At 69.6% G+C, this 25,477-nt stretch carries 20 protein-coding genes; 14 read left to right on the forward strand and 6 right to left on the reverse strand.

Features of this window, described 5'->3' with window-relative positions; all coding sequences use genetic code 11:
• Window positions 1–25 precede the first annotated feature (25 nt).
• From GVY39_RS35110 to GVY39_RS06025, 4 genes are all read left to right on the forward strand, one after another.
• Window positions 26–2,914, forward strand: coding sequence for an S-layer family protein (locus GVY39_RS35110; RefSeq protein ID WP_159922058.1), 2,889 nt, complete (start codon window positions 26–28; stop codon window positions 2,912–2,914).
• Between the two features lie 51 nt (window positions 2,915–2,965).
• Window positions 2,966–4,828 (forward strand): dynamin family protein, encoded by a 1,863-nt coding sequence (locus tag GVY39_RS06015; RefSeq protein WP_159922056.1) that lies wholly within the window; start codon window positions 2,966–2,968, stop codon window positions 4,826–4,828.
• The gene (locus GVY39_RS06020; RefSeq protein ID WP_321209599.1) at window positions 4,825–6,369 is read left to right on the forward strand and encodes a dynamin family protein; all 1,545 of its coding nucleotides are present in this window, start codon (window positions 4,825–4,827) and stop codon (window positions 6,367–6,369) included. Before GVY39_RS06015 ends, GVY39_RS06020 begins: the two co-directional genes overlap by 4 nt.
• A gap of 134 nt (window positions 6,370–6,503) precedes the next feature.
• Window positions 6,504–7,148: an endonuclease gene (locus GVY39_RS06025; RefSeq protein WP_159922054.1), complete on the forward strand. Its 645-nt coding sequence runs from the start codon at window positions 6,504–6,506 to the stop codon at window positions 7,146–7,148.
• A 7-nt stretch (window positions 7,149–7,155) separates the two neighbouring features.
• Here the strand turns inward: GVY39_RS06025 and GVY39_RS06030 are convergent, their stop codons facing one another.
• A complete protein-coding gene (locus GVY39_RS06030) occupies window positions 7,156–8,319 on the reverse strand; it encodes a zinc-binding dehydrogenase (protein ID WP_159922052.1) in 1,164 nt (387 codons plus the stop codon).
• Between the two features lie 58 nt (window positions 8,320–8,377).
• Window positions 8,378–8,815, reverse strand: coding sequence for a helix-turn-helix domain-containing protein (locus GVY39_RS06035; RefSeq protein WP_159922050.1), 438 nt, complete (start codon window positions 8,813–8,815; stop codon window positions 8,378–8,380).
• 402 nt (window positions 8,816–9,217) lie between these two features.
• On the opposite strand from GVY39_RS06035, the gene dnaK reads away from it, so the two are divergent.
• From dnaK to GVY39_RS06060, 5 genes are all read left to right on the forward strand, one after another.
• A complete protein-coding gene (dnaK, locus tag GVY39_RS06040) occupies window positions 9,218–11,068 on the forward strand; it encodes a molecular chaperone DnaK (RefSeq protein WP_159922048.1) in 1,851 nt (616 codons plus the stop codon).
• Window positions 11,065–11,733 carry a nucleotide exchange factor GrpE gene (gene grpE / locus GVY39_RS06045; protein ID WP_159922046.1) on the forward strand — a complete coding sequence of 223 codons (669 nt, stop codon included), beginning with the start codon at window positions 11,065–11,067 and terminating at the stop codon, window positions 11,731–11,733. Before dnaK ends, grpE begins: the two co-directional genes overlap by 4 nt.
• Window positions 11,734–11,757: 24 nt before the next feature.
• Window positions 11,758–12,915 carry a molecular chaperone DnaJ gene (gene dnaJ / locus GVY39_RS06050; RefSeq protein ID WP_159922044.1) on the forward strand — a complete coding sequence of 386 codons (1,158 nt, stop codon included), beginning with the start codon at window positions 11,758–11,760 and terminating at the stop codon, window positions 12,913–12,915.
• Window positions 12,915–13,334, forward strand: coding sequence for a heat shock protein transcriptional repressor HspR (locus GVY39_RS06055; protein ID WP_159922042.1), 420 nt, complete (start codon window positions 12,915–12,917; stop codon window positions 13,332–13,334). The genes dnaJ and GVY39_RS06055 overlap by 1 nt, the downstream gene beginning before the upstream one ends.
• Before the next feature lie 533 nt (window positions 13,335–13,867).
• Window positions 13,868–15,037 (forward strand): globin domain-containing protein, encoded by a 1,170-nt coding sequence (locus tag GVY39_RS06060; protein ID WP_159922040.1) that lies wholly within the window; start codon window positions 13,868–13,870, stop codon window positions 15,035–15,037.
• On the opposite strand, the gene GVY39_RS06065 is transcribed toward GVY39_RS06060, so the two are convergent.
• From GVY39_RS06065 to GVY39_RS06080, 4 genes are all read right to left on the reverse strand, one after another.
• Window positions 15,038–15,817, reverse strand: coding sequence for an FAD-binding oxidoreductase (locus GVY39_RS06065; protein ID WP_159922038.1), 780 nt, complete (start codon window positions 15,815–15,817; stop codon window positions 15,038–15,040). It lies immediately after the preceding gene.
• A gap of 14 nt (window positions 15,818–15,831) precedes the next feature.
• Entirely contained in the window at window positions 15,832–16,989 is a 1,158-nt protein-coding gene (locus GVY39_RS06070) for an FAD-binding oxidoreductase (RefSeq protein ID WP_159922036.1), read from the reverse strand.
• A 284-nt stretch (window positions 16,990–17,273) separates the two neighbouring features.
• A complete protein-coding gene (locus GVY39_RS06075; RefSeq protein WP_159922034.1) occupies window positions 17,274–18,158 on the reverse strand; it encodes an LLM class flavin-dependent oxidoreductase in 885 nt (294 codons plus the stop codon).
• A 56-nt stretch (window positions 18,159–18,214) separates the two neighbouring features.
• Window positions 18,215–19,150, reverse strand: a complete 936-nt coding sequence (locus tag GVY39_RS06080) for an NADP-dependent oxidoreductase (protein WP_159922032.1) — start codon at window positions 19,148–19,150, stop codon at window positions 18,215–18,217.
• 345 nt (window positions 19,151–19,495) lie between these two features.
• Here GVY39_RS06080 and clpB point away from each other — a divergent pair, with 345 nt between their 5' ends.
• The 5 genes from clpB to pyrE all read left to right on the forward strand — a co-directional run bounded on the left by clpB (window position 19,496) and on the right by pyrE (window position 25,477).
• On the forward strand, window positions 19,496–22,051 hold the full coding sequence (gene clpB, locus GVY39_RS06085) for an ATP-dependent chaperone ClpB (protein WP_159922030.1): 2,556 nt from the start codon (window positions 19,496–19,498) through the stop codon (window positions 22,049–22,051).
• A gap of 95 nt (window positions 22,052–22,146) precedes the next feature.
• Window positions 22,147–22,938, forward strand: a complete 792-nt coding sequence (locus GVY39_RS06090) for a DUF5666 domain-containing protein (protein ID WP_159922028.1) — start codon at window positions 22,147–22,149, stop codon at window positions 22,936–22,938.
• Window positions 22,939–23,066: 128 nt separating this feature from the next.
• Entirely contained in the window at window positions 23,067–24,068 is a 1,002-nt protein-coding gene (locus GVY39_RS06095; RefSeq protein WP_308221172.1) for a hypothetical protein, read from the forward strand.
• A 49-nt stretch (window positions 24,069–24,117) separates the two neighbouring features.
• Window positions 24,118–24,927: an SDR family oxidoreductase gene (locus GVY39_RS06100; RefSeq protein WP_159922026.1), complete on the forward strand. Its 810-nt coding sequence runs from the start codon at window positions 24,118–24,120 to the stop codon at window positions 24,925–24,927.
• A gap of 1 nt (window position 24,928) precedes the next feature.
• Window positions 24,929–25,477 carry an orotate phosphoribosyltransferase gene (pyrE, locus tag GVY39_RS06105; RefSeq protein ID WP_040870748.1) on the forward strand — a complete coding sequence of 183 codons (549 nt, stop codon included), beginning with the start codon at window positions 24,929–24,931 and terminating at the stop codon, window positions 25,475–25,477.

Genomic DNA, 25,477 nt, shown 5'->3' on the forward strand with positions numbered 1-25,477 from the left:
CGCCGGGACTCAGGAGACGATTCTCATGACACCCAACGCGATTCTGGAGTTCATCCTCGATCTGCTGCGGAACGACGAAGCCGCGGTCGCCTACTGCGCCAACCCCACCCAGGCGCTGGCCGCCGCGGGCCTGAGCGCGGTGACACCAGAGGACATCACGCTCTGCGCCCCGATGGTGGCGGAATCGGCGCTGGTCACCGGCGGCTCTCAATTGCAAGCCATCGTGGCGGCGGGCGCGCAGACCGGCGCCGCGGCCGCGGTCGGCGCGGCGAGCACCGTGGGTGCGGCGGCGGTGGCGGGCGCCGGAGTCGATCTGGGCGCGGATCTGGGAGTCGACCTCGGCGCCGGTGCGGGCGGGGATGTCGACATAGATCTCGGCGTCGGCACGGGCGTCGATCTCGGCGCGGGCGTGGACCTGGGCGCCGGTTTGAACACCGCGATCGAAACCGGGCTCGAGCTCGGGGCCGGTCTGGGTGCGGGACTGGCGGCGGGCCTGGACACCGTGGTGAACGCGGGCGCCGACCTCTCCGCCGCCGTGGGCGGTCTGCTCGGCGCGGGTGCGCAGGTGATCAGCGGCATCGGAGCGGGCCTCGACCTCGACACCGACCTCGAAGGCGTGGGAGACATCACCGCCGGACTCGGGACCGGCCTCGCTGCCGGCATCGACGCGGCACTGGGCGCGGGCGGCGGGCTGGGCGCGAGCCCGGGCGGCGCGGTGGATGCGGCGGCAGGCCTGGGCGCGGGCTTGGAAGGCGCGGTGAACGGGGCAGCTGGTGTCACCACGGGCCTTGGAGCCGGACTGGAAGGCGCAGTAGACGCCGCAGCCGGTCTGACCGCAGGTCTGGACGCGGCTTTGGGCGCGGGTGCTGATCTCGGTGTCGGCTTGGGCGCGGGCCTGGGGGGCGTTATCGATGCGACGACCGGGCTGGGCGCGAGTCTGGAGGGTGCCGTGGACGCGGCAACCGACTTGACCGCAGGCCTCGGCGCGGGTGCGCAGGCGGGTGCTGATCTGGGCGCAGGCTTGGGCGCGGGTCTCGGGGGCGTTGTCGATGCGACGACCGGTTTGACAACCGGGCTCGGCGCAGGACTGGAAGGCGCGGTGGACCTCACCACCGGTTTGGGTGCGGGGCTGGAAGGCGCCGCGGGTGCGGCGACCGATCTCACCGCAGGCCTCGGTACCGGTGTGGAGGGTGCAATCGACGCGACGACGGGTCTTGGTGTCGGTCTCGATGGTGCGCTCGATGCGGTCGGTGGTGTGACTGCGGGTGTGGATGCGGCACTGGGTGCTGGTGGGCAGATCGGTGCGGGTCTCGAGGGCGCTGCGGACCTGACGACCGGTTTGGGTGCGGGGTTGGAGAGCGCTGTGGGTGTGGGGACTGATTCGACCGCTGGTGTCGGTGCGGGCTTCGAGGGCGCGGTCGATGCGGCGACCGGTTTGGGCGTTGGTCTCGGCGGCGCCGCGGGTGCGGCGACCGACCTGACCGCGGGTCTCGGCGCCGGTGCGGGCGCGGGCCTGGAAGGTGCGATCGACGGGATGGCGGGTGTGACCACGGGCTTGGGTGCAGGTCTCGTGGGCGTTGGTGGTGCCGCGACGGACCTGACTGCCGGTGTGGGCGCGGGTCTGGAAGGGGCCGTGAACGGGGCCGGTTCGGTGACGACAGGCTTGGACGCTGCTCTGGACGGCGGTGCGCAGGCGGGCGCCGGCCTCGGCGCCGGGGTCTCCACCGGACTGCACGCAGCGGCCGACGCGGGCGCGCAGATCGGTTCCGGTCTCGAGTCCGGTCTCGGCGGTGCGCTCGACGCCACCGGTCAGGCGACGACCGGACTCACCGGCGGCCTCGATAGCGCGGTGCAGGGTTCCGGCAACCTGACCACCGGACTGGGAGGCAATTTCTCCTCCGCCATCGGCGGTGCCGGGAATCTCGGCACGCAGGCGACGGCGGGTCTGGAGACCGGTCTCGGCGCGGCTGTGAGCACCGGAGCGGAACTCGGCGGCGGACTGGACAGCTCCCTGAACATCGGCGGCCAGCTCGGCACGGGCCTGGGAACCGGTCTCGGCGGGGCCATCGACGCGGGGATCGAAGCGGCGACCGGGCTGGAAACAGGCTTGTCCACCGGCCTCGGTGGCGGTCTGTCCACGGGCGTGGACGGCGCGGTGCAGGCAGGCACCGGCCTCGAGACCGGCCTGACCGGCGCGATCAACGCGGGCGCGCAGGCTGGTGCGGGGCTGGGCTCGGGTTTGTCGGCGGGGCTGGACGCGGGAGCGCAGGCTGGTGCGGGGCTGGGCTCGGGTCTGTCGGCGGGGCTGGACGCGGGAGCCCAAGCGGGCGCCGGACTCGCTTCGGGCCTGTCGGCCGGACTCGGCGCGGGCGCAGAAGCCGGTGCCGGTCTCGGTACCGGCCTCTCCACCGGAATCGAAGGCGCGGCGGGCGCGGGTCTGGAAACCGGTCTCGGCGCCGCGGGCAACGTGGGCGCGGGTCTGTCGAGTGGTCTCGAGGGCGCGTCGAGCGCGGGAGCGCACCTGGGTTCGAGCCTGGACAGCGGGATCAGCGGCGGCATCGGCGCGGGTGGGCACGCGACCTCCGGCCTGTCGTCGGGCCTGGACGCCACGGCCGGTCTCGGCGGTGCGGCGCAGTCGAGCGTCGGCGGCGCGGTGGACGCGGGGGCCGGACTGGTCGGCTCGGCGGGCGGCGCGGCGCACGGCACAGTGGACACCGGGGCAGGTCTCGGCGGCAGCGTCGGATCGACCGCGAACACCTGGTCCTCGTTGGACGTGTCGAGCGCGTTCGGTTCCGGCCTGGACAGCACGACCAGCGGCCACGCCGACTCGGGCCTGTTCGGCGACACCCATGCCGGCACGGAGCTGAGCGGTTCGGCAGGCGCCGACCTCGGTGGCGATACATTCCTGCACTGACAGTTGCCCGGTAGGAATGCCCGGTAGTACGGAAAAGAGGTCCATACCGCGATGGGGACGCCCGCGCCGAACGCCACTCCACCGGCGGTACCGCTGCTCTCGGTACTCGGTGAAACCATCGCGGCGGCGCGTGCCGCGGGCCGCAACGATCTGGTCGGCCGCCTGGAAGTGGCGGCCGACCGGGTCCGTGACCCGCGTCGGCGCATTATCGTCGCGGGACAGCTCGACCAAGGCAAAAGCCGTTTCGTCAACGCGCTGTTGAACCTGGACATCTGCCCGGTCGGCGACGACGTCACCACTACGGTTCCGATGCTCTTGGCGCACGGCTCAGAGCCGCGTGCGGAGCTGGTGCTCGCGGCGCACGGCGACTCCAGCGGGGCGGAGACCAGGGTGACGGTGCCGATCGCGGAGATCGGTGCGATCGACTCGCGCTCGCCGCTGGCGCAGGGACGACGGATCGTGCGCCTCGAGGTCGAGATACCCAACGCGCTGCTGGCCGACGGCATCGTGCTGATCGACACTCCCGGCGTCGGCGGGCACGGCAACGCCCATGCCGCGGGTGTGCTCGGCATGGTGCCCGCCGCGGACGCGGTCCTGGTGCTCTCGGACGCCTCGACCGAGCTCACCGAGCCCGAACTGGCGTTCCTGCGGCAGGTGCGTGAGCTGTGCCCGACGGTCGCGCTGTTGCTCACCAAGACCGATCTGTATCCGCACTGGCGGCAGGTGCACGAGGCCGATCTCGGCCATCTCGCTCGGGCCCGCCTCGACGTGCCGATGATTCCGGTGTCGTCGCTGCTGCGCAGCCACGCGATGCGGTTGCAGGACAGGCAGCTGGGTGTCGAATCCGGCTTCGGTGTGCTCTACGAATTCCTGCGCGACCAGGTGGTGGCGCGCGATCAGCAGGCCACACGCACCGCCGTGGCGCGCGATATCCGCTCCGCGGCGGAGCATCTCGCGTTGGCGCTGGGCAGTGAGCTGGTCGCGGTCCGCGATCCGGCACAGGGCGCGGCGGCGGTGCGCGAGCTGCAATCCGCCCGCGGCGCGGCCGAGGAACTGCACCGCAGGACCGCCGCCTGGCAGCAGACGCTCGCCGACGGCATCACCGACCTGGCCGGCGACGTCGACCACGATCTGCGTGACCGCCTGCGGAACATCGCGCGCAGCACGGAGGAATGGATCGACGAGCACGATCCGGGCAGGCATTGGGACCGCATCGCCGAACACCTCACCGGCACCGTCGACACCGCGCTCGGCGACAACTTGCTGTGGACCCACTCCCGGGCGATCGAACTCGCCGAGCGCGTCGCCGAGCATTTCTCCGAACTCGGCGCCGTCGACCTGCCGGATGTGCGACCCGGCGCGGGGGCCGATAGCGGCCGTGCGCTCTCCGGCACGCTCGCCGATCTGGAACCGGACATCGGTTTCGGCAGCAAGCTGCTCGTCGGCATGCGCGGTTCCTACGGCGGCGTGCTCATGGTGGGGCTGGCCAGCACCTTCGCCGGGCTCGCCCTGCTCAACCCGATCTCGATCGGCGCGGGGCTGATCGTGGGCGGCAAGGCTTTCCGGGACGACAAGCAGGCCAGGCTGGCCAAGCGGCGCATCGAGGCGAAGGCGGCGGTGCGCCGTTTCGTCGACGATGTGGCGTTCCAGGCGGGCAAGGAGTCGAAAGACCGGTTGCACCGCATCCACCGCGCGTTGCGCGATCACTACGCGGGCGTCGCCGAGCGCAGCCTCCGCTCCATCGATGAGTCGTTGCGGGCCGCGCAGGAGGCGGCGAGCATGGTCGCCACCCGCCGGGCCGAACGCGGCGCACAGCTGGAACAGCAACTGCGCGTAGTCGCCGAGCTGCGCCGATATGCCGATGCCATGCAGACCGCACTACCGATGGGACCCGCCGGTACGGTAGCCCCGTGAGACGTGATGGTGGCGCGGTGCCGGGAATCGTCGCGGAGGCGCATCGGCTGGTCGGCGCGGCACAGGCGGCGCTCGCGAGCGAGCCGCGGCCGCGTGCCATGCTGGCCGACTGCGCCCGCCGATTGGATCAGCCGTTGCGCGTCGCGCTCGCCGGTTCGATCAAGGCGGGCAAATCGACCCTGCTGAATTCCCTTGTGGGACAAGACATCGCTCCCACCGACGCGACCGAGTGCACCAGGGTGGTCACCTGGTACCGGTACGGTTCGACACCCAGCGTGACGGCGTACGCCCCCGATGGCGCCCGCGCGCACGTCGTGGTCCGCCGCGGCAGCGGAACGCACGGGCTCACCTTCGACCTCGACCGGCTCAATTGGAATGTCCCGGCCCCGCGTGAGGTCGACCATCTCGAGGTCGAGTGGCCCGCCGCGGCGCTCGCGCACACCACCATCATCGACACCCCCGGTACGTCCTCGCTGTCGCGGGAGGTGTCGCTTCGAACAGCGCGCCTGTTGACACCAGGTGCGGACGACGAGCGGTCCGAGCAGGCAATCGCGATGCCGGGCGCCGACGCGGTCGTCTATCTGCTGCGCAGGCTGGACGCGACGGACGTGCAGTTCCTCGAGCGTGTGGGCGCCGGAACCGCCGTGGCCAACGGCGCCGCAGGCCCGCTCGGCATAGTCGGCGTGGTTTCCCGAGCCGACGAGATCGGGGCGGGCCGCATCGACGCACTGCACTCGGCGCGCGACGTCGCGACGCGTTTCGCGGGCGAACTGGAGCGAACAGGTCTGTGTCAGGCGGTGATCCCGGTCGCCGGGCTGCTCGCCTTCGCCGCGGCGACGCTGCGCCAGCAGGAGTTCGCGGCTTTCGAGACGCTGGCGCGTGTCCCGGTCGACGAGCTGAGCGCCGCGTTGCTCTCGGCGGACCGTTTCGCGCGTGCCGACGTGCCGCTGCCGGTGCCGCCGGAGCTGCGCGCGCAGCTCGCCGAGCGGTTCGGTTTGTTCGGCATCCGCATGGCGGTGACGTTGATCCGGCTCGGCGTGCGCGATTCGGCCACGCTCGCCGCCGAATTGACCGCCCGCAGCGGAGTGGACGAATTGCGCTCGGTGCTCGACGTTCAGTTCGGTCAGCGCGCCGACCAGCTCAAGGCGCATTCCGCGCTCACCGCGCTGGCCCGGGTGCTGACCGCCTACCGCGGCACCCCGGCCGACCGCCTGCTGCCGAGGGTGCGCACGTTGCTCGCGGACGTGCACGGATTCGCCGAGCTGCGCCTGCTCGGCCGCCTGCGCACCGACGAATTGACGCTGCCCGCCGACGATCTCGCCGAACTGCACCGCCTCATCGGCGGCTCCGGCATCGCACCCCACCTGCGTCTCGGCCTGCCGATCGACGCGCCGCTGCCCGCGCAGCGTGCCCAGGCGGTCGCCGCCGTCCGGAAGTGGCGTGCCCGGGCTCGCCACCCCCTCGCCGACCAGTTCACCGCCACGGCCTGCCTGACCGCCGCCCGCAGCGCGGAGGGCACCTTGAGCGTCCTGCCGGAATGATCCGCGGATGTCCCCGCGCCCGCACCGCTACAGCACCGTGACCTGCGGCGAAACGTTTCGCCGAACCGCGGCCGCGCCGCCGGTGTAGCCCCCTCGCGCCCGGGTATGCGCCCTGGTAGCGAGAGGAGGTAACGATGAGCCAAGAGGACGTCGTACACGAATTGCTCGTCCGCGCGGGCACGGGATATGCCGAGGAAGCGGGCATCACGCTCGATGACAAACCGGCCGCGCTCTTCCAGTTGCTGATGCTTTCCCAGCTGCTCAGCGCCCGCATCTCCGCCGATATCGCGATCGGGGCGACGCGAGAGCTGATCTGTAGCGGTTACCGGACACCGCACCGGGTCGCTGACGCGAGTTGGCAGGAGCTGGTCGATGCGCTGGGGCGGGGGAACTATCGCCGATACGACGAGAGCACCGCGACGAGGCTGAGCCACAACGCCTCCCGCGTACTCGATCGCTACCACGGTGACCTGCGGGAACTGGCGAAAAAGGCGGACAACGACCCGCAGCGCGCCGCGGAACTGCTCCAGGAGTTCGACGGCATCGGTCCTACCGGGGCCGATATCTTCCTGCGCGAGATCCAGGACGTCTGGTCGTGGGTCCGGCCGCACTTCGACGAGCGCGTACTGCGTGGCGCCAAGCGCGTGCAGCTGCCGGAAGACCCCGACCGGCTGGCGCGTCTGGCGCCGGACCACCACACCGCGGAACTCGCCGCCGCCCTGGTGCGGGTGACGCTGGACGAGAAAATCGCCGACGAGGTCCTCGCCGCCGCGCCCTGAGCGGCTCTCAGATCGGCGCGGCGCCGACACCACGCGGGTCGATCAGGATCTTCGCGTGGCGCTCCGGGTTGCCCAGGGCGGTGAAGGCGTCCGCCACGCCGTCCAGCCCGACGGTCCCGGTGATCAACGGGCTGGGATCGACTTTTCCCTCGGCGAGCATGTACAAGGTGTCACGGAACTCGCCGGGGTCGTAGCCGAGCACGAACCGCAGTTCGATTTCCTTGTTGATCGCCATCGCGGGATGGAAGCGGTCGGCCTCCATGCACACTCCGACCACGATCACGCGCGACAGCGGCGGTGCGGCCGTGAGGATCTGGTCGATGATCCCGGGTACGCCCACGCATTCGAAGATCACCGGTCCGGCCGGTCCCGCGTTCAACGTGTGCGCCAGCCGGAAGACGTACCACCATGGCAGGTTCGGAACCCGCCGCAGGCGGTCCATGGTGTCGAACCCGAGACCCAGGATGTCGGTGACGCCGTTGATCCGGCTCTTCTTCGGCGCGGCTGCCCACGGCGATTCCGTCGCCGGATCGACCACGACATCCGCGCCGCACGCGGTGGCGAGTTCTCGCCGGCGCGGCGAGAAGTCGCTGGCGACAACGGTGCGCACGCCCGCGGCCTTCAGCATGCTGATCACCGCCAAGCCGATCGGCCCGCAGCCGATGACGAACGCGGTCTGTCCCTTGCCCACGCGGCCTCTGCGCACGGCGTGCCAGGCCACCGCCATGGGCTCGGTCAGCGCGGCGTGTTCCAAGGGCAGGCCGTTGGGCACCGGCATGGTCATCGATTCCTGGACCACCACCTGTTCGGCATAGCCGCCCGGCGCAGCGGCCGAGAGCCCCACCAGATGGGGTTGCTCGCCGTGCCGGACGATCGGGAGCGCGACGACCGGGGTTCCCGTCTTCCACCGCTTGCGGCAGCCGGGCCCGTAGTCGACCACGGTGCCGCTGAATTCGTGCCCGAGCACGACGCTCTGCTGCGAGCGCATGAAGTGTTCGTAGCCCGTGGCCACGGCCAGGTCGGCCAGTTCGTCGGCGTGGGTGCGCGCGTGCAGGTCCGAGCCGCAGATGCCGCAGCGCGCGACGTCGATCAGCAGTTGACCCGCGCCAGGCCGCGGCGTGGGCAGCCGCGCGACCTCGAACTCGGCAGCGGTGACGACGGCGGCCCTCATGGCGGCTCCTCGATGGACGGCGCGCGCGGGCGACCCGGCCGGGACGCCCGTCGTCACCCTACTGCGCGGTAGCGCCCATCGTCGCTTCCTCCGCCGCGCGGCGATCGTAGTCGTCACGGGCGGAGGCGATTTCGTTCTGATGCGTCTCGGTCCAGGTGACCAGTGCGTTGATCGTGGTGTGCAGGCTGGCGCCGAGCGGCGTCAGCGCGTACTCCACCCGCGGCGGGATCGTCGGGTACACGGTGCGCCGGACCAGTCCGTCGCGTTCCAGATGCCGCAGGGTCTTGGTGAGCATCCGCTGACTGACGCCGTCGATCGCCCGCTTCAGTTCGGTGAACCGCAGACTGCGCTGGTCCAGCAGCGCGATAACCAGCAGCGACCACTTGTCGGCGACCCGGTCGAGGATCTGGCGCACCTCGCAGTCGGCCCTGGTGTCCCACTGCAGAACGTCGTAGTCGCCGTCATCGCAGCACGAAGTCGTCGCCGAGGAGTCCATGACCGCCGATTCTGCCAGTTCAGGCGACGGTATCAAGCGGGAACCGGCGACACCGCGGGGAACCGAGGGGTGCGGACCGACGGCGGATGCGACACGCCTCGTGGTCGAGCCCGGCGTCTCGGGCAGACCCGAGAATTTTCCGGCTCCGTGCCGCCGTCCGGGAATTAATCGCGCGCGTCGCCCGTTGAGCTTTTCGACAAGATTGAGTGTGTAGGGCTCAAGTTTCGGTTGACTCCGGAACGCCCGCCGGGCAGGATTGAGCCGACCACGCTCAGTATTGCTGGGGCCGTGCTCCGTGAGGTGCTAGGGGCGAGGTCTCGCGGCGTCCTTCACCGGGCGTCGCAGGGCGGTTGTCCGCCTCGGCACCGACACACATAGGTACGTCAACTAGGAGGAACCACAATGGCTCGTGCGGTCGGAATCGACCTCGGGACCACGAACTCGGTCGTCGCCGTGCTCGAAGGCGGCGAGCCGGTCGTCGTCGCCAACTCGGAAGGATCGCGCACCACCCCGTCGATCGTCGCGTTCGCGAAGAACGGCGAGGTACTGGTCGGCCAGCCCGCCAAGAACCAGGCCGTCACCAACGTCGACCGCACCATTCGCTCCGTCAAGCGGCACATCGGCACCGACTGGACCGTCGAGATCGATGCCAAGAAGTACACGCCGCAGGAGATCAGCGCTCGCACGCTGATGAAGCTCAAGCGCGACGCCGAGGCCTACCTCGGTGAGGAGATCACCGACGCGGTCATCACCGTGCCCGCCTACTTCGAGGACGCCCAGCGGCAGGCCACGAAGGAAGCCGGGCAGATCGCGGGCCTGAACGTCCTGCGCATCGTCAACGAGCCCACCGCGGCGGCGCTGGCCTACGGCCTGGACAAGGGCGACAAGGAACAGACCATCCTGGTCTTCGACCTCGGTGGCGGTACCTTCGACGTCTCGCTGCTGGAAATCGGCGAGGGCGTCGTCGAGGTCCGCGCCACCTCCGGCGACAACCACCTCGGTGGTGACGACTGGGACGAGCGGGTCGTGCAGTGGCTGGTCGACAAGTTCAAGGCCAGCTCGGGCATCGACCTGACCAAGGACAAGATGGCCATGCAGCGGCTGCGTGAGGCCGCCGAGAAGGCGAAGATCGAGCTGAGCTCCTCGCAGAGCACCTCGATCAACCTGCCCTACATCACCGTCGACGCGGACAAGAACCCGCTGTTCCTCGACGAGCAGCTGACCCGCGCTGAGTTCCAGAAGATCACCTCCGATCTGCTGGACCGCACCCGGGCGCCGTTCCAGTCCGTGATCAAGGACGCGGGCATCAAGGTGTCCGACATCGACCACGTCGTGCTGGTCGGCGGTTCCACCCGTATGCCCGCCGTCTCCGATCTGGTCAAGGAACTGACCGGTGGCAAGGAGCCCAACAAGGGCGTGAACCCGGACGAGGTCGTCGCCGTCGGCGCCGCCCTGCAGGCCGGTGTGCTCAAGGGTGAGGTCAAGGACGTCCTGCTGCTCGACGTGACCCCGCTGTCGCTGGGCATCGAGACCAAGGGCGGCGTGATGACCAAGCTCATCGAGCGCAACACCACCATCCCGACCAAGCGCTCGGAGACCTTCACCACGGCCGACGACAACCAGCCGTCGGTGCAGATCCAGGTGTTCCAGGGTGAGCGCGAGATCGCCTCGCACAACAAGCTGCTCGGTTCCTTCGAGCTGACCGGCATCCCGCCGGCCCCTCGCGGCGTGCCGCAGATCGAGGTCACCTTCGACATCGACGCCAACGGCATCGTGCACGTCACCGCGAAGGACAAGGGCACCGGCAAGGAGAACACGATCAAGATCCAGGACGGCTCCGGCCTGTCCAAGGAAGAGATCGATCGGATGATCAAGGACGCCGAGGCGCACGCGGCCGAGGACAAGGCCCGCCGCGAGGAGGCCGAGACCCGCAACCAGGCCGAGTCGCTGGTGCACCAGACCGAGAAGTTCATCAAGGAGAACGAGGACAAGGTCCCCGCCGAGGTCAAGACCAAGGTCGAGGCGGCTATCGCCGAGGCGAACGAGGCGCTCAAGGGCACCGACATCGCCGCGGTGAAGGCGGCCGTCGAGAAGCTGGCGACCGAGTCGCAGGCCCTCGGCCAGGCCATCTACGAGGCCTCCGCCGCGGACGCCGCGGCGCAGGGCAACGGTGCTTCGAGTTCGGCGCAGGATGATGACCAGGTCGTGGACGCCGAGGTCGTGGACGAGCCGGTCGACACGGAGAAGAAGTGACCGAGGGCAACTCTGAGAAGGAGCCGATCACCTTCGTCGACAACCGGAAGATCGACCCGGAGACCGGTGAGATCCGGCAGCAGGCCGCGGACAACGGCGCCGCGGCCGCGCAGGCCCCGGAGTCGGGCAACGGTGCGGAGGCCGACAACGGCGGCGACGCCCAGGCGCTCGCCGACACCATCAGCGGCGAGCTCGCCGAGCGCACCGCCGACCTGCAGCGGCTGACCGCGGAGTACGCCAACTACCGGCGCCGGGTCGAGCGCGACCGCAAGGCCGCGATCGACTCCGCCAAGGCGTCGGTGGTCACCGAACTGCTCGGCGTGCTCGACGATCTCGACCGGGCGCGGGCGCACGGCGACCTGGAGTCCGGTCCGCTGAAGTCGGTGGCCGACAAATTGTCGGCCGCGCTGCTCAAGCAGGGCCTCGAGGAGTTCGGTTCGGAGGGCGAGCCTTTCGATCCGACCCTGCACGAGGCCGTGCAGCACGAGGGCTCCGGCCACGACCCGGTGATCGGCATCGTGATGCGCAAAGGCTATCGCTTCGGCGATAGGGTGCTTCGGCACGCGCTCGTCGGGGTAACCGACGGCGTAGCCGATTCGACGGAAACCCCTGACCAGCCGACCGAAGAGGCATCGGATGTTGATGCCGGCGCGAACGAACAATAAGGACGCGAGAGGAGGAGATGCTCGGTGAGCCAGCGGGAGTGGATCGAAAAGGACTTCTACAAGGAGCTGGGTATTTCCTCCGGCGCCTCGCAGGACGAGATCAAGAAGGCCTACCGCAAGCTCGCGCGTGACTTGCACCCGGACGCCAACCACGGTGACACCAAAGCCGAGGAGCGGTTCAAAGCCGTCAGCGAGGCGCATGCCGTGCTGTCGGATCCGGCCAAGCGCAAAGAGTACGACGACACCCGCAAGCTCTTCGCGGGTGGCGGTTACGGTCGCGGTGGGTTCGGTCCCGGTGCGGGTGGCGGCTTCTCGCAGGAATTCACCTTCGGGGACATCTTCGGCGGCGCGGGCGCCGCCGACGGTGGCCTCGGTGACCTGCTCGGTGGTCTGTTCAACCGGGGCGGCACGCGGACGTCGAGCCGCCCCCGGCGCGGCGCCGACGTGGAGACCGAGACGACGCTCGGTTTCCGCGAGGCCGCCCAGGGCGTCACGGTTCCGCTGCGGATGACCAGCCCGTCGCCGTGCACCACGTGCCACGGCAGCGGAGCCAAACCGGGCACGAGTCCGCGGGTCTGCCCGATCTGCAACGGCACCGGCGTCGTCAGCCGCAACCAGGGCGCGTTCGGCTTCAGCGAGCCGTGCGACGAGTGCCGTGGCAGCGGTTCGATCATCGACGACCCGTGCGTCGACTGTCACGGCAACGGCATCCAGAACCGCACGCGCACCATCACGGTGCGGATTCCCCCGGGAGTCGGTGACGGCCAACGGATCCGGCTGGCCGGCCAAGGCGAGGCGGGACTGCGCGGGGCGCCGTCGGGCGACCTCTTCGTCACCGTCCACGTCAGCCAGGACAAGGTCTTCGGCCGCAACGGCGACGACCTGACCTTGGTGCTGCCGGTCAGTTACAGTGAATTGGTCCTGGGCACAACGGTTTCGGTGCCAACGCTGGACGGCCGGGTCGGCGTCAAGGTGCCCCCGGGTACCGCCGATGGTCGTATCCTGCGGGTGCGCGGCCGTGGCGTGCCCAAGCGTGGCGGCGGCGCGGGCGACCTGCTGGTGACGGTGAAGGTCGCGATACCGCAGAAGCTGGACGGTGACGCCGTGGAGGCGCTCAAGCGCTACCAGGAGGTGGAGCGGCTCAGCGGCTTCGATCCACGGGCGGGATGGGCAGGTGCGTGATGTCCTCTGAACCGAAGAACGCGTCCGGCGGGTCGCGCGCCGAGTTCTTCATGATCTCGGTGGCGGCCCAGCTGGCCGGCATGCACGCGCAGACGCTGCGCACGTATGACCGTTTGGGACTGGTCACGCCGCAACGCACTTCGGGCGGGGGGCGGCGCTACTCGGCCCGGGACGTGGAGCTGCTGCGCGAGGTGCAGCGGCTGTCCCAGGACGAGGGCGTCAACCTGGCGGGCATCAAGCGCATCATCGAACTGACCAATCAGGTGGAAGAGCTGCGCAACCAGGTCGCGGACCTGACGGCGGAGCTGGAGCGAATGCGCGCCGGGTACCGTCCCGATCTCTCGCCGCCGCAGCGCAGTACGGCGTTGGTCGTCTGGCAGCCTCGGCATCGTCGTGAGGACGGCAGGCACCGGCGATAACCGGCACGACGACGGCCCCGGCCTCGGTCGCACACCGCGATTCGAGGCCGGGGCCTTCGTCGTTTCGGGAGCCGGAATCACCCTGTATTTGCTGACGGTAAACCAGAACACGTTCGGCAGAGGTCATGTGGCGAAAGTTATTTCGTTGTCGAATCAACTGGGATTGCTCACCATAGACCGGATCACGGTAACGGTGCGGTATGCCTGGTTTGCTTTACGTGTGGCGATATGCATGTTGCTCTGATGTCGCTAGAACAGACCAGTCGCTATGGAATTTCCCAAGCGGCCGTTGCCAATTCGCCGTGAACGCGACCGAATTCGTGCCAGATCCACCGTCGTGCAGTCGGTTTCTCTGGCGTGTCTCGCCGGGCGACCTCGTTTCGACAGAATTACACGCGTGATGTTCCTCCGAAAGATTCCGTTGCTGGCAAACCTCGCCTACACTCCTTTCCGTCGGCTGCTGTCGAGTGGCCCGCAGCACCTCACTCGCCGGCATGGTTCGTGAACGAGTGCGAAATGGGGTTGTGACGGCAATGGATTCGCGCACTGTCGCTTTGATCAGAACCACGTTCAAGGCAGTTGCTGCGGAGGACGGGGGGCCGGAGAAACTGGCGAGATCGTTCTACGCGATCTTGTTCACCGATTACCCGCATGTCCGCGATTTCTTTCCCGCCGCGATGGACGCCCAGCGCGATCGCCTGGTCAAGGCCATCTCCTACGCGCTGGACCGGTTGGAGGAGCCCGACAAGCTCCTGCCCTTCCTCGCCCAACTCGGTAGGGACCATCGCAAGTACGGCGTGCAGCCGGCGCACTACACCGCCGTGTCCACCGCGCTGAAGACCGCCGTCAAGGTGTTCGCGGGCACGGAGATGTGGACCGACGAGGTCGACCGGGCCTGGGACGAGGGCCTGAAGGTCATCGCCGACACCATGATCGGCGCGGCGGAGAAGGAGGCCACGCCGCCGGTGTGGACCGGCACCGTGATCGAGCGGCGTGAGGTGCTGCGCAACCTGGTCGTCGTCCGGCTGCAACTGGACCAGCCGATGCACTACGCGGCGGGTCAGTACCTGAGCGTGCAGATCCCCTCGCGGCCGCGCATGTGGCGCTATCTCTCGCCCGCGGTGCCCGCGAATGCCAACGGGGAGATCGAGTTCCACGTCCGGAGCGTGCTGGGCGGTTGGGTCAGTTCGGCCGTCGTCGGCCAGACCGTCGTCGGCGACCAGTGGCTGCTCGGCTCACCACTCGGCGGCCTCGGCGTTCCGCGCAACATCAAACGCAAGATGCTGATGGTCGGCTGCGGCACCGGCGTCGCGCCGCTGCGGGCACAGCTGATGTCGATGGCGATGCGGCGGACCAATCCGAAGGTGCACCTGTTCGTCGGCGGTCACCACCCGTGTGACCTCTACGACCTGGAAACGCTGAGCAAGCTGGCGATGGCCAACCGCTGGCTCACCGTCACGCCGGTCAGTGAGCACGACGAAAACCCGTGGTGGTACACCGAACCCGACGAGCCCCGCACCACATGGCCCGGTCTGGAACCCCGAGTCACCGGCCAGATCGGCAAGGTCGTCGCGAGCTTCGGCGCCTGGCCCGACCGCGACGTGCAGATCGCCGGTTCCCCATCGATGGTGCAGACCACGAAGTTCCGCCTCATGGCAGCGGGAACGCTCGCGAAGAACATCCGCCACGATCCGCTGTATTGATCACAGGCCCTCGAATTGGATCCGCTCCGGGGGAGTTCCCGTTTCCAGGAGGCGGTCCACTGTGGTCTGGACCATGGCCGGTGAGCCGCAGACCAGCACTTGGTGCTCGAGGAATGCGCCATGGGAGCCCAGGACGTCGGCGAGCGTCCCGTACAGCATGTCGTCGGGCGGGAAGCCGATGTCGACGCGGGACTGCTCGTACCACTCATCGACCCAGTCCGGGTCCTCCGGACTCTCGACCACCGGAATCACGGTGAGCCAAGGTAATTCGGCGGCCAGCAGGAAGAGCATGTCCGAGGCGTACAGGTCGCGGGGGGATCGCCCGCCGATGAACAGATAGGTGGGCGGTGGCGACGGCTTGCGGGCCAGCTCCAGGATCTGCGCGCGCATCGGCGCCAATCCCGTGCCACCCGCGATCATCACCACTTCGTCGCCGTCGGGGTCGACCCAGAACCCGCCGAGCGGAGCGCCGATGCGCCACTCGTCGCCCGGCTGGGTGTCGGCCACGATCGCGCCGCTGCACCAGCCGCCCGGCACCGTGCGCACGTGGAATTCCAGCTTGCCGTCCAGTGACGGCGGCAGCGCGGGTGAGAGCCTGCGCCGCACACCGGGGTGCTGCGGCACCCGCACCTCGACCGATTGCCCCGCGGCGAACGGCACGAATTCGCCGATCAGGCGGATCACCGCGAGATCGTGCCGTAACCGGTGATGACCGACGACGGTCGAAGTCCACTCCGGCGCCTGATCCGCACCGTTACCGAGCGTGCTCGGGTCCCCCAACGGGGCCTCCTTCGTTACACAGGGTCGCAGCTGATGTTCTGCTCCGGCGTGCCGACCGCGATGAGCGCGCGCCGGGTGTCCGCGATCATCCGGGCCGATCCCGCGATCTGGATCTGCCGGTCCTCCCACGCGCCGAAGCTCGCGACCACGGCGCCAAGATTACCGATCAGGCGCCGGTGCATGCCGTACGGTGCGTCCTGCGGCGGATGCGGGTACCACCACGGGTTGGTCTTCTGCTCGCACACCGGAACGATGGTCAGCCATGGGTTGCTCTGCGAGAGCTGCCACATGTTCTCCACGTCGTACAGGTCGCAGGGGTAGCGGCCGCCGATGAAGAAGTGCACCCGCGGGTTGATGCCGCGCTGGCCCATTTCGATCAGCTGTGCGCGCAGTGGGGCGATGCCGGTGCCCGCGCCGATCATGAGCACGTCGCGCCCGCTGTCCCGGTCGACGCGCAGGCCGCCGAGCGGGCCGGCGATCTGCCACCGGTCGCCCACCCTGGTCTCGTTGACGATCGCGGGGCTCACCCAGCCGCCGCGAATCTTGCGCACGTGGAACTCGATCTCGCCATAGGGGTTGGACGGGATCGCCGGGGAGAAATAACGCCACATCTTGGGACGCTGCGGAATCGTGACCGGCACGTACTGCCCGGCCTGGTAGGGCACCGGACCGTCGGATTGCAGCCGCACGATGGCCAGGTCCTCCAGCACGCGGCGATGGCCGACCACCGTGGCCTCCCACACCGGCTGCGACTTGTCGGAGTTGGCGCCGATGGCCATGGACGCGGAGATCAGGATGGTGATGTCGCGCCAGCCCTCCTCCAAGCCGCGATTCCAGGCCACGCCGTTGTAGGCGCGGAACGCCGCGAGCAGCGCCCGGCCGGCGATGTCGTAATGCGCGGCCTCGACGCCGTACTTGCGGTGGTCGCGGGCGAGCTGCTCCAGGAATGCCTGTGCCCGCTCCCAGTCCTCCAGGTGATCGAGCACGTACTGGATCGCCGTGGCGATGCGCTTGGCTTGCATCTCCATGACCGGTGGGAACAATTCGCGCAGCCGGGGATCCTCGGCGAACAAATGTCCGTAGAACGCACTGACCAACCGCTCGGGTCCATTCGGCGACTCGGTCACCGAACGAAAATTGGCGCGGACCAGCGCAGCCGAACGCGCATCCACGACGTGGAGCTTCCTTTCCCTCAGTTCTGCCCGGGGACATACCCGTTACCGGCGGTCTCCCGCCGACAAGTATCCCCGAAAATGCCGTGGTCGTGTGGGTATAGGCGTACCTTCGCCTCCGCTGCGGCCGGGCGCGGGCTGGAGACGGACTACGTCCGACCGCGCCGTCGGTGCCGTGAGACCCGGCCACACGGTAATCGGTGGGCAAACGACGAATGTCGCTGACCCGTCATGGACCGTCGCCGCGACCCCTCCGGCGTGCCCAGACGCTTGTTCCCGGAAGGTCAGGTCCCGGCGCCGGTACGGACCGCAGGCACGACCTGCTCGGTATAACGACGGATCTGCTCGACCGGTTCCCCCTCGGTCGGCCAGAAGACGAATCCGTCTATCCGCTGGGCGCGGTGCAGTGTCAGCAGATCGTCGGCCCACCGCTCGGGTGGACCGTCCAGGAAGCCGTGATCGGCCCCGTCCGCCGTGATGTGCCCGGACACGTTCAACACCCGCCGCACGGCCAGCGGGTCCCGGTCCGCCGCCGCGGCGGCGTCATCGATCCGGCTGCCCGCCTCGGCGAGGAACTCCGGTGGCGCCCACGCGGACGACGGCACCCAGCCGTCGGCGACCCGACCGGTGAGCTCGAGCATGCGCGGCCCCTTCGCGCCTAGCCAGATGCCGGGATCGTGCCGCGGCTGGGGACCGGGGTGCGCGCCCGCGAGGGAGTAGGAGGCGCCGGGCACCCGCACCGATCGCGCGTCGCTCCACATGGCCCGGATCACCGCGATCGCCTCGGCCAGGGCGCGCACCGCCTCGCCGCCGGTCCGGCGCGGCCCGCCCATTCCGGCGACGGCGTCCCAGAACGCGCCCGCGCCGAGGCCGAGCTGGATCCGGCCGTCGCTGATGATGTCGAGCGAGGCCACCGCTTTCGCCAGCAGCGCGGGCTGGCGCAGCGGCAGGTTCGCCACGTCGGGGAAGAAGGTGATCCGCTCGGTCCGCGCGGCGAGAGTGGTGATCAGCGTCCAGGTGTCCAAGAAGCGGCGCTGGTAGGGGTGGTCCTGGATCCCGATCAGGTCGAGTCCGGCAACGTCGGCGTACGCGCTCAGTTCGGCGAGCCGGCGGAAGTCGTCGGCCTCGGGAATCAGGAACAAGCCGAATTGGGGTGCTCGGTTGCTCATCGCACACCTCCGGGTGGTCTCGCGGGACGCCGGCCCGCACGGTGGGCCGGTACGGCTCAGATGGCGAGCACGGTCTTCCCGCGCGCGCCCCGCGCTCCGATGACCGCGGGTCCCTCCGCGAGCGGGACGGTCGCGTCGATCGGCACGACCACGTCCCCCGCCGCGACACGCTGGATCAGCCGGGCCAGCTCCGGCGCCTTGCCCTTGGATTCGATATTGCCGCCCCGCAGCGACCGCGCGCGCAACGCGTCCTCGTCGGCGGCGAAGGTGGTGGAGTAGACGGTGCCGCCGTCGCGGACGAGCGTGGTCAGCTCCGCGAGCGCTTCGGGCGTGCTCACCAGGTCGAACAGGACGTCGATGCCGTCGGGATGCGCGGCGGCGACCTGGTCGCGTACCGGGGCCGCGGTGTAGTCCACCGTCTCCGCCGCACCCAGCCTGGTCATCTGATCGGCGGAACTGCCCCGCGCCGTGGCGATGACGCGTGCGCCCGCGATATTGGCCAGTTGCACCAGGAAGGAGCCGACGCCGCCGGTCGCGCCTACGATCAGCACGGTCTGGCCGGGCCGGATCTGGGTGGCGTCCACGAGATCCTGGGCGGTGACTCCGGCTGTCGGCAGCGCCGCGGCGGCGACGGTCGGCACGCCCGGCGGGATCGGCACCAGCGTGCCGCCTTCGGGCAGCACCGCGTACTCGGCGAAGCTGCCGTGCCCCACCGGTGGTGTGAGGAATTTGCCGACCACCCGGTCGCCGACGGCGAAGCGGCTGACGCCCTCGCCGATCGTTGCGACCGTGCCCGCGCCGTCCACCCCGAGGATCATGGGAAAGTCGTGGGGTAGTCGGCCGTCCAGGATCCCGGAGGCCATGCGCTGGTCGAAGGGGTTCACCCCGGCCGCCTGGAGTTGAACCCGCACGCTTCCCGGCCCGGGTTCCGGCATCGGCATCTCGGCCAGTTCCGGCGTCGCTCCGAACTTCCGTACCACGATCGCGCGCATCCATTCGCTCCTTGATTCGGGGTGAAGAGTGATGCAACAAAGTGACGGCCGTGGTCATCGTAGGCATCCGAACCCCGTCGACGTGCGGAATCATCGCTTCGGCGGTGTCGCGGGCGTCGCATTCGCCCGTGTCGGGGCGTAGCGTTCGACTCCATCCGGCGGTGCGGGACCGGCGCGCCGAAGAAATTAAAACTTGAGCGGAACAGACTCAACCTTTCCAACGTTGGACGGTAAGGAACGGCGCCGAGCCGAAGAAGCGGCCAGACGAAGCGAGGGTGAGCCTCGGGGTACGCACTGGACGATCGCGCTCGGCGCCGTGGGAATCGACTAGTAGGAAGGTGACTCGTGGACTCGTTCAATCCCACCACCAAGACCCAGGCGGCTCTGACGGCCGCTTTGCAGGCGGCCTCCGCCGCGGGCAACCCGGAGATTCGTCCGGCGCACTTGCTGGTGGCGTTGCTGGACCAGACCGACGGCATCGCCGCGCCCTTGCTGAAGGCCGTCGGAACGGACCCGGCGACCGTGCGCCGCGAGGCCCAGGACATCGTGGACCGGCTGCCGCGGGCCACCGGCGCCACCACGGCGCCGCAGCTGGGCCGCGAGGCCCTCGCCGCGATCACCGCGGCGCAGCGTCTGGCCACCGAGCTGGGTGACGAGTACGTCTCCACCGAGCACGTGATGGTCGGTCTCGCCGCAGGCGACTCCGACGTCACGATGCTGCTCACCAAATACGGCGCCACCGCCGACGCGCTGCGTGCGGCGTTCACCGCCGTACGCGGCAGCGCCCGCGTCACCAGCCCCGATCCGGAGGGCAGCTACCAGGCGCTGGAGAAGTACTCCACCGATCTCACCGCCGCCGCCCGCTCCGGCAAGCTCGACCCGGTCATCGGCCGGGATACCGAGATCCGCCGGGTGGTGCAGGTCCTGAGCCGACGCACCAAGAACAACCCGGTGCTGATCGGCGAGCCGGGCGTCGGTAAGACGGCCATCGTCGAGGGACTCGCTCAGCGCATCGTGGCGGGCGACGTCCCCGAATCGTTGCGCGGCAAATCAGTCGTGGCGCTGGATCTCGGCGCGATGGTCGCGGGGGCGAAGTACCGCGGCGAATTCGAGGAGCGCCTCAAGGCCGTGCTGGAGGACATCAAGAACAGTGCGGGCCAGATCATCACCTTCATCGACGAGCTGCACACCATCGTCGGTGCGGGCGCCACCGGCGAGTCGGCGATGGACGCGGGCAACATGATCAAGCCGATGCTGGCCCGCGGCGAGCTGCGCCTGGTCGGCGCGACCACCCTGGATGAGTACCGCAAGCACGTCGAGAAGGACGCCGCCTTGGAGCGGCGCTTCCAGCAGGTCCTGGTCGGCGAGCCGTCGGTGGAGGACACCATCGGAATCCTGCGCGGCATCAAGGATCGCTACGAGGTGCACCACGGCGTGCGCATCACCGACTCCGCGCTGGTCGCCGCGGCCACGCTGTCGGACCGCTACATCACCTCCCGGTTCCTGCCGGACAAGGCGATCGACCTGGTCGACGAGTCGGCCTCGCGGTTGCGGATGGAGATCGACTCCCGACCGGTGGAGATCGACGAGGTGGAGCGCGCGGTGCGCAGGCTGGAGATCGAGGAGGTCGCGCTCGCCAAGGAGACCGACGAGGCCTCCAAGCAGCGGCTGGAGAAACTGCGGGCCGAACTCGCCGACGGCAGGGAGAAGCTCAACCAGCTGACCACCCGCTGGCAGAACGAGAAGAACGCGATCGACCAGGTGCGCACGCTCAAGGAGCAACTGGAGGCGCTGCGCGGCGAGTCCGAACGCGCCGAGCGCGACGGTGACCTGGGCAAGGCGGCCGAGCTGCGCTACGGCCGGATTCCGGCGCTGGAGAAGCAGCTCGCCGAGGCCGAAAAGGTCTCGGCGACAGCGGGTGACGGCGAGGTCATGCTCAAGGAGGAGGTCGGCCCGGACGACATCGCCGAGGTGGTGTCCTCGTGGACCGGCATCCCGGTGGGCCGGATGCTGGAAGGGGAGACGCAGAAGCTGCTGCGCATGGAGGAGGAGCTGGGGCGTCGCGTGGTCGGCCAGACCGAGGCGGTGCAGGCGGTGTCCGACGCGGTGCGCCGGGCGCGGGCGGGCGTCGCCGACCCGAACCGCCCGACCGGCTCGTTCATGTTCATCGGCCCGACCGGCGTCGGCAAGACCGAGCTGGCGAAAGCGTTGGCGGACTTCCTGTTCGACGACGAGCGCGCCATGGTCAGCATCGACATGAGCGAGTACAGCGAGAAGCACTCCGTCGCCCGGCTGGTCGGCGCCCCGCCCGGTTACGTCGGTTACGACCAGGGCGGTCAGCTCACCGAGGCGGTGCGGCGCAGGCCCTACACGGTGGTGCTGTTCGACGAGATCGAGAAGGCGCACCCGGACGTGTTCGACATCCTGCTGCAGGTGCTCGACGAGGGCAGGCTCACCGATGGACAAGGCCGCACGGTGGACTTCCGCAACACCATCCTCATCCTGACCTCCAACCTGGGCGCGGGCGGTGATCGCGAGTTCGTCATGAACGCGGTGCGTTCGGCGTTCAAGCCGGAGTTCCTCAACCGTCTCGACGACGTGGTCATGTTCCACTCCCTCGACGAGGAGCAGCTCGAGCGCATCGTCGACATCCAGCTAGAGCAGCTGCAGAAGCGGCTGACGCAGCGCAGGCTGAAGCTGGAGGTCAGCGACTCGGCGCGGTTCTGGCTCGCCGTGCGCGGCTACGACCCCGCCTACGGCGCGCGCCCGTTGCGCAGGCTGATCCAGCAGGCCATCGGCGACTCCCTCGCCAAGGAACTGCTGGCGGGCGAGATCTCCGACGGCGACAGCGTCAAGGTGGCCGTCAGCCCCGACGGCGACGGACTGATCGTCGGGAGATGAGCCGAGGAGGGTAGGCGGACTCGCTCCGGGCAGCGCTGGGAGCGAGGCCGCCTACTTGCGGGCGCGGGCGACCGAACGGACCTACGCTGGAGCGCATGACCAACCCGAACGATCCATGGGGGCAGCGGCCGGAGGAGGCGCCGACCGAACACCTGGGCTCGCCGGGCAAGTCCGGGTACGGGGATCCGACGCACACCACGCAGTACAACGACGCGTACGGCACCGGTGCTCCGTCGGAGTACCCCCCGACGCAGCAATACGGCTCCTGGGGCCCGCCGGGGACGAACGCGACGCGAGAGTTCCCGCCCTACGACTCCCAGTGGACCGCCTATCCCGACAGTGGCGGTGATCGGTGGTCGGGTACGGCGCCGCCGCCCGGTGGTGGATTGCCGCCCCGGCCGCCGGAGCCGCCGCGGCGCAATACCGGCCTGTGGATCGCCCTGGCGATCGGCGTCGTGCTGTTGATCGGTGCGATCGGCGTTGTCGCGGGCGTGCTGCTCGGCGGCAGCGATTCCGGTCCGTCCGACACGGCGGCCGCCTCGACGGCGCCCGCCACCACGAGGCCATTGCCCGGCACCAGGACCGCTCCGCCGACCCCGCCGAGCGGGCTGCCGGGCGTGCCAGGCCTGGGCGACGTCGAAGGACTCGGCGCGACCATGGGCACCATCACCGCCAACGACGGCGGCACCTTGACGGTGAGTTCGGTGATGGGCAACACAATTACGGTGCGCACCGACGCGAACACCCAGGTGATCGCGTTGTCGGGCACCGAAGTGTCCGATCTGCCCCCCGGTGAGCTCGTGCTGATCCAGGGCGACAAGGCGCCGGACGGTTCCATCCAGGCCAAGGTCATCATCGGTACCTCGCTGCCCGGCGGCGGACGATGAGCCGACCCGAGTGCCTTTCGCGCGCAGCGGCGCCCATTCGTCCCGGGAGCGGCCGCCACGGTTTCGCTCGGCCCGGCGCGGGGGTAATGACGGACCATGTCCGGCCGGGACCATTAGGCTAGGCGTCGATGACGGCAATGTGGTTCGGGTTGGCGGCGGTCGCGCTCGTGGGCGCGATCGTGTTGCTGTATTTCGATCGGCTCCAGCGGCAGCGGACCGGTCACGCGCGACAGGTCTGGGCGAAGTCGCAGGGCTATACCTACGTGTCCGTGGAACCCGCGCTGCCGTCGACGTGGCGGCGTGGCGCGCTGGCCAAACTGGGCTATCTCTCCGCGGTCGACGTGGTCTCCGGCATCCGCAAGGGTGAGAAGTTCGTGCTGTTCGACCTGGAGGATTCCGCGACCCTGGTCGCGGTCCGCCGCCAGATCGGCTCGGACATCGACGTGGACATGCGGTTGAAGACGGCCTCGCCGCCCAAGGACCACGATCTGGAACTGCTCGGCGCCATCGGCGACCGTGTGGTCTTCGCGACCAATCCCGAAATCGCCAGGCACGCCGTCGATCAGCGCATGGTCGCGTTCATCGAGGCGCTGCCCGACACCGTGCAGATGCTCTGGAGCGAGGGCAACTGGACGCTGGGCATGCTGCTGGTCGGCACCACTCCGAAGGACTGGGAGAGCGCGATCGACGCGGTGCTGCGCCTGTCCGGCCTGCTGCACGTGCTGCCGCCGGTCAGCGAGCCGCGCTTCGACGACGGCGGGCACGATCCGGGCCGTCCGCGCCCACGCGAGCGCCAGCGGGGCGAGAACGCTCGCAACATCGACGACGACGCCGCGGACCGGTCGCGCGCAGACGACGTGGACGACGAACGTCCCGGCGACGATTCCCACTCGGACGACCGTGCGGACGAGCCGGGTCCCGAACCCGCCCGTCGCCCCTCGCTCGCCGTGGTGCCGAACGCCCGTGCCCGCGCGCGCCAGGACGAGAAGACTCGGGCACGCGGGGAGCGCGACGAGCGCGCCGCCGCCGAGGGCCGGTCCGACGCGGAGTCGCGGCAGCGGCCCTCGGACCCGCCCGGCGGACCGTTCCATCCCGGATTCCGCCCCTACCAGGGACCCGTGCCGAAGTGACCGGCCGCGCGCCCATCGGGCCCGCGCGACTGCGAACGATCGCGCGGTCATGACCGAGCACCCACATCCCAGGCTGCCCGGCGCCACCCGCCCGGTGGCCTTGATCACCGGGCCGACCTCGGGCATCGGCCACGGTTACGCGACGCGCCTGGCCTCGCTCGGCTACGACCTGGTGCTGGTCGCCCGGGACGAGCGGCGGCTCGCGGCCCTCGCGACCGACATGGAACTGCGCTTCGGCACCCGCTCGCAGATACTCGTCGCCGATCTGGCCCGGCCCGAGGATCGGGAGCAGGTCGCGGCACGGCTGTCCGATGGCGTCGAATTCCTGGTCAACAACGCGGGTTTCGCGCACTCGGGGGAGTTCTGGACGTTGCCGCCCGAGCAGTTGCAGGCGCAACTCGACGTCAACGTCACGTCGGTGGTGCGGCTCACCAGGGCCGCGCTGCCGTCGATGATCGCGGCGGCGAACGGTTGCGTCGTCAATGTGGCCAGCGTCGCGGGCCTGATCCCCGGACGAGGGTCGACGTATTCGGCGTCCAAGGCCTACGTCGTATCCTTCACCGAAGGGTTGGCAGGGGGATTGGCCGGAACCGGAGTCCGGGTCCAAGCCCTGTGCCCGGGATTCGTCCGCACGGAATTTCATCGGCGAGCAGGCATCGAGATGTCCTCGCTGCCGAAAGCGTTGTGGCTGAGCGTCGACCAGGTAGTCGCCGGCTCACTGCGTGATCTGGAGAAGGGCCGGGTGCTCAGCGTGCCCGGTATGCAGTACAAAGCGCTCACTACCGTCGCCGGAATGATCCCGCGAACCCTGGGGGCCCGGCTCAATCGCGGGCTGTTCAACGCACGCGGAAGGACTTGACATGATCGACGTGATTACCAACGACAGGGATAGGTTGGCCGCGCTGGTACGCGAGCTCGCCGTGGTCCACGGCCGGGTGACCCTGTCCTCGGGCAAGGAGGCCGACTACTACGTCGACCTGCGTCGCGCGACCCTGCACCACGGCGCGGGCCCGCTGATCGGCAAGTTGCTGCGCGAGCTCGTCGCGGACTGGGACTTCGACGCCGTCGGCGGCCTGACCATGGGGGCCGACCCGGTGGCGCTGGCCGTCATGCACGCGCCCGGCCGCCCGATCGATGCCTTCGTGGTGCGCAAGGCGGCGAAGTCGCACGGCATGCAGCGCCAGATCGAAGGCCCGGACATCGTGGGCAAGCGGGTGCTGGTCGTCGAGGACACCACCACGACCGGAAACTCACCCCTGACCGCGGTGCGTGCGCTGCGCGCGGCAGGCGCTACCGTGGTCGGCGTCGCCACCGTCGTCGACCGGGAGACCGGCGCCGACCAGGTGATCGCCGCGGAAGGGCTGGAGTACCGGTCGATCCTCGGCTTGAAGGATCTCGCCCTGGGATAA

This window comes from Nocardia sp. CY15 (assembly GCF_009829295.1).
Classification (GTDB): Bacteria; Actinomycetota; Actinomycetes; order Mycobacteriales; family Mycobacteriaceae; genus Nocardia; species Nocardia sputi.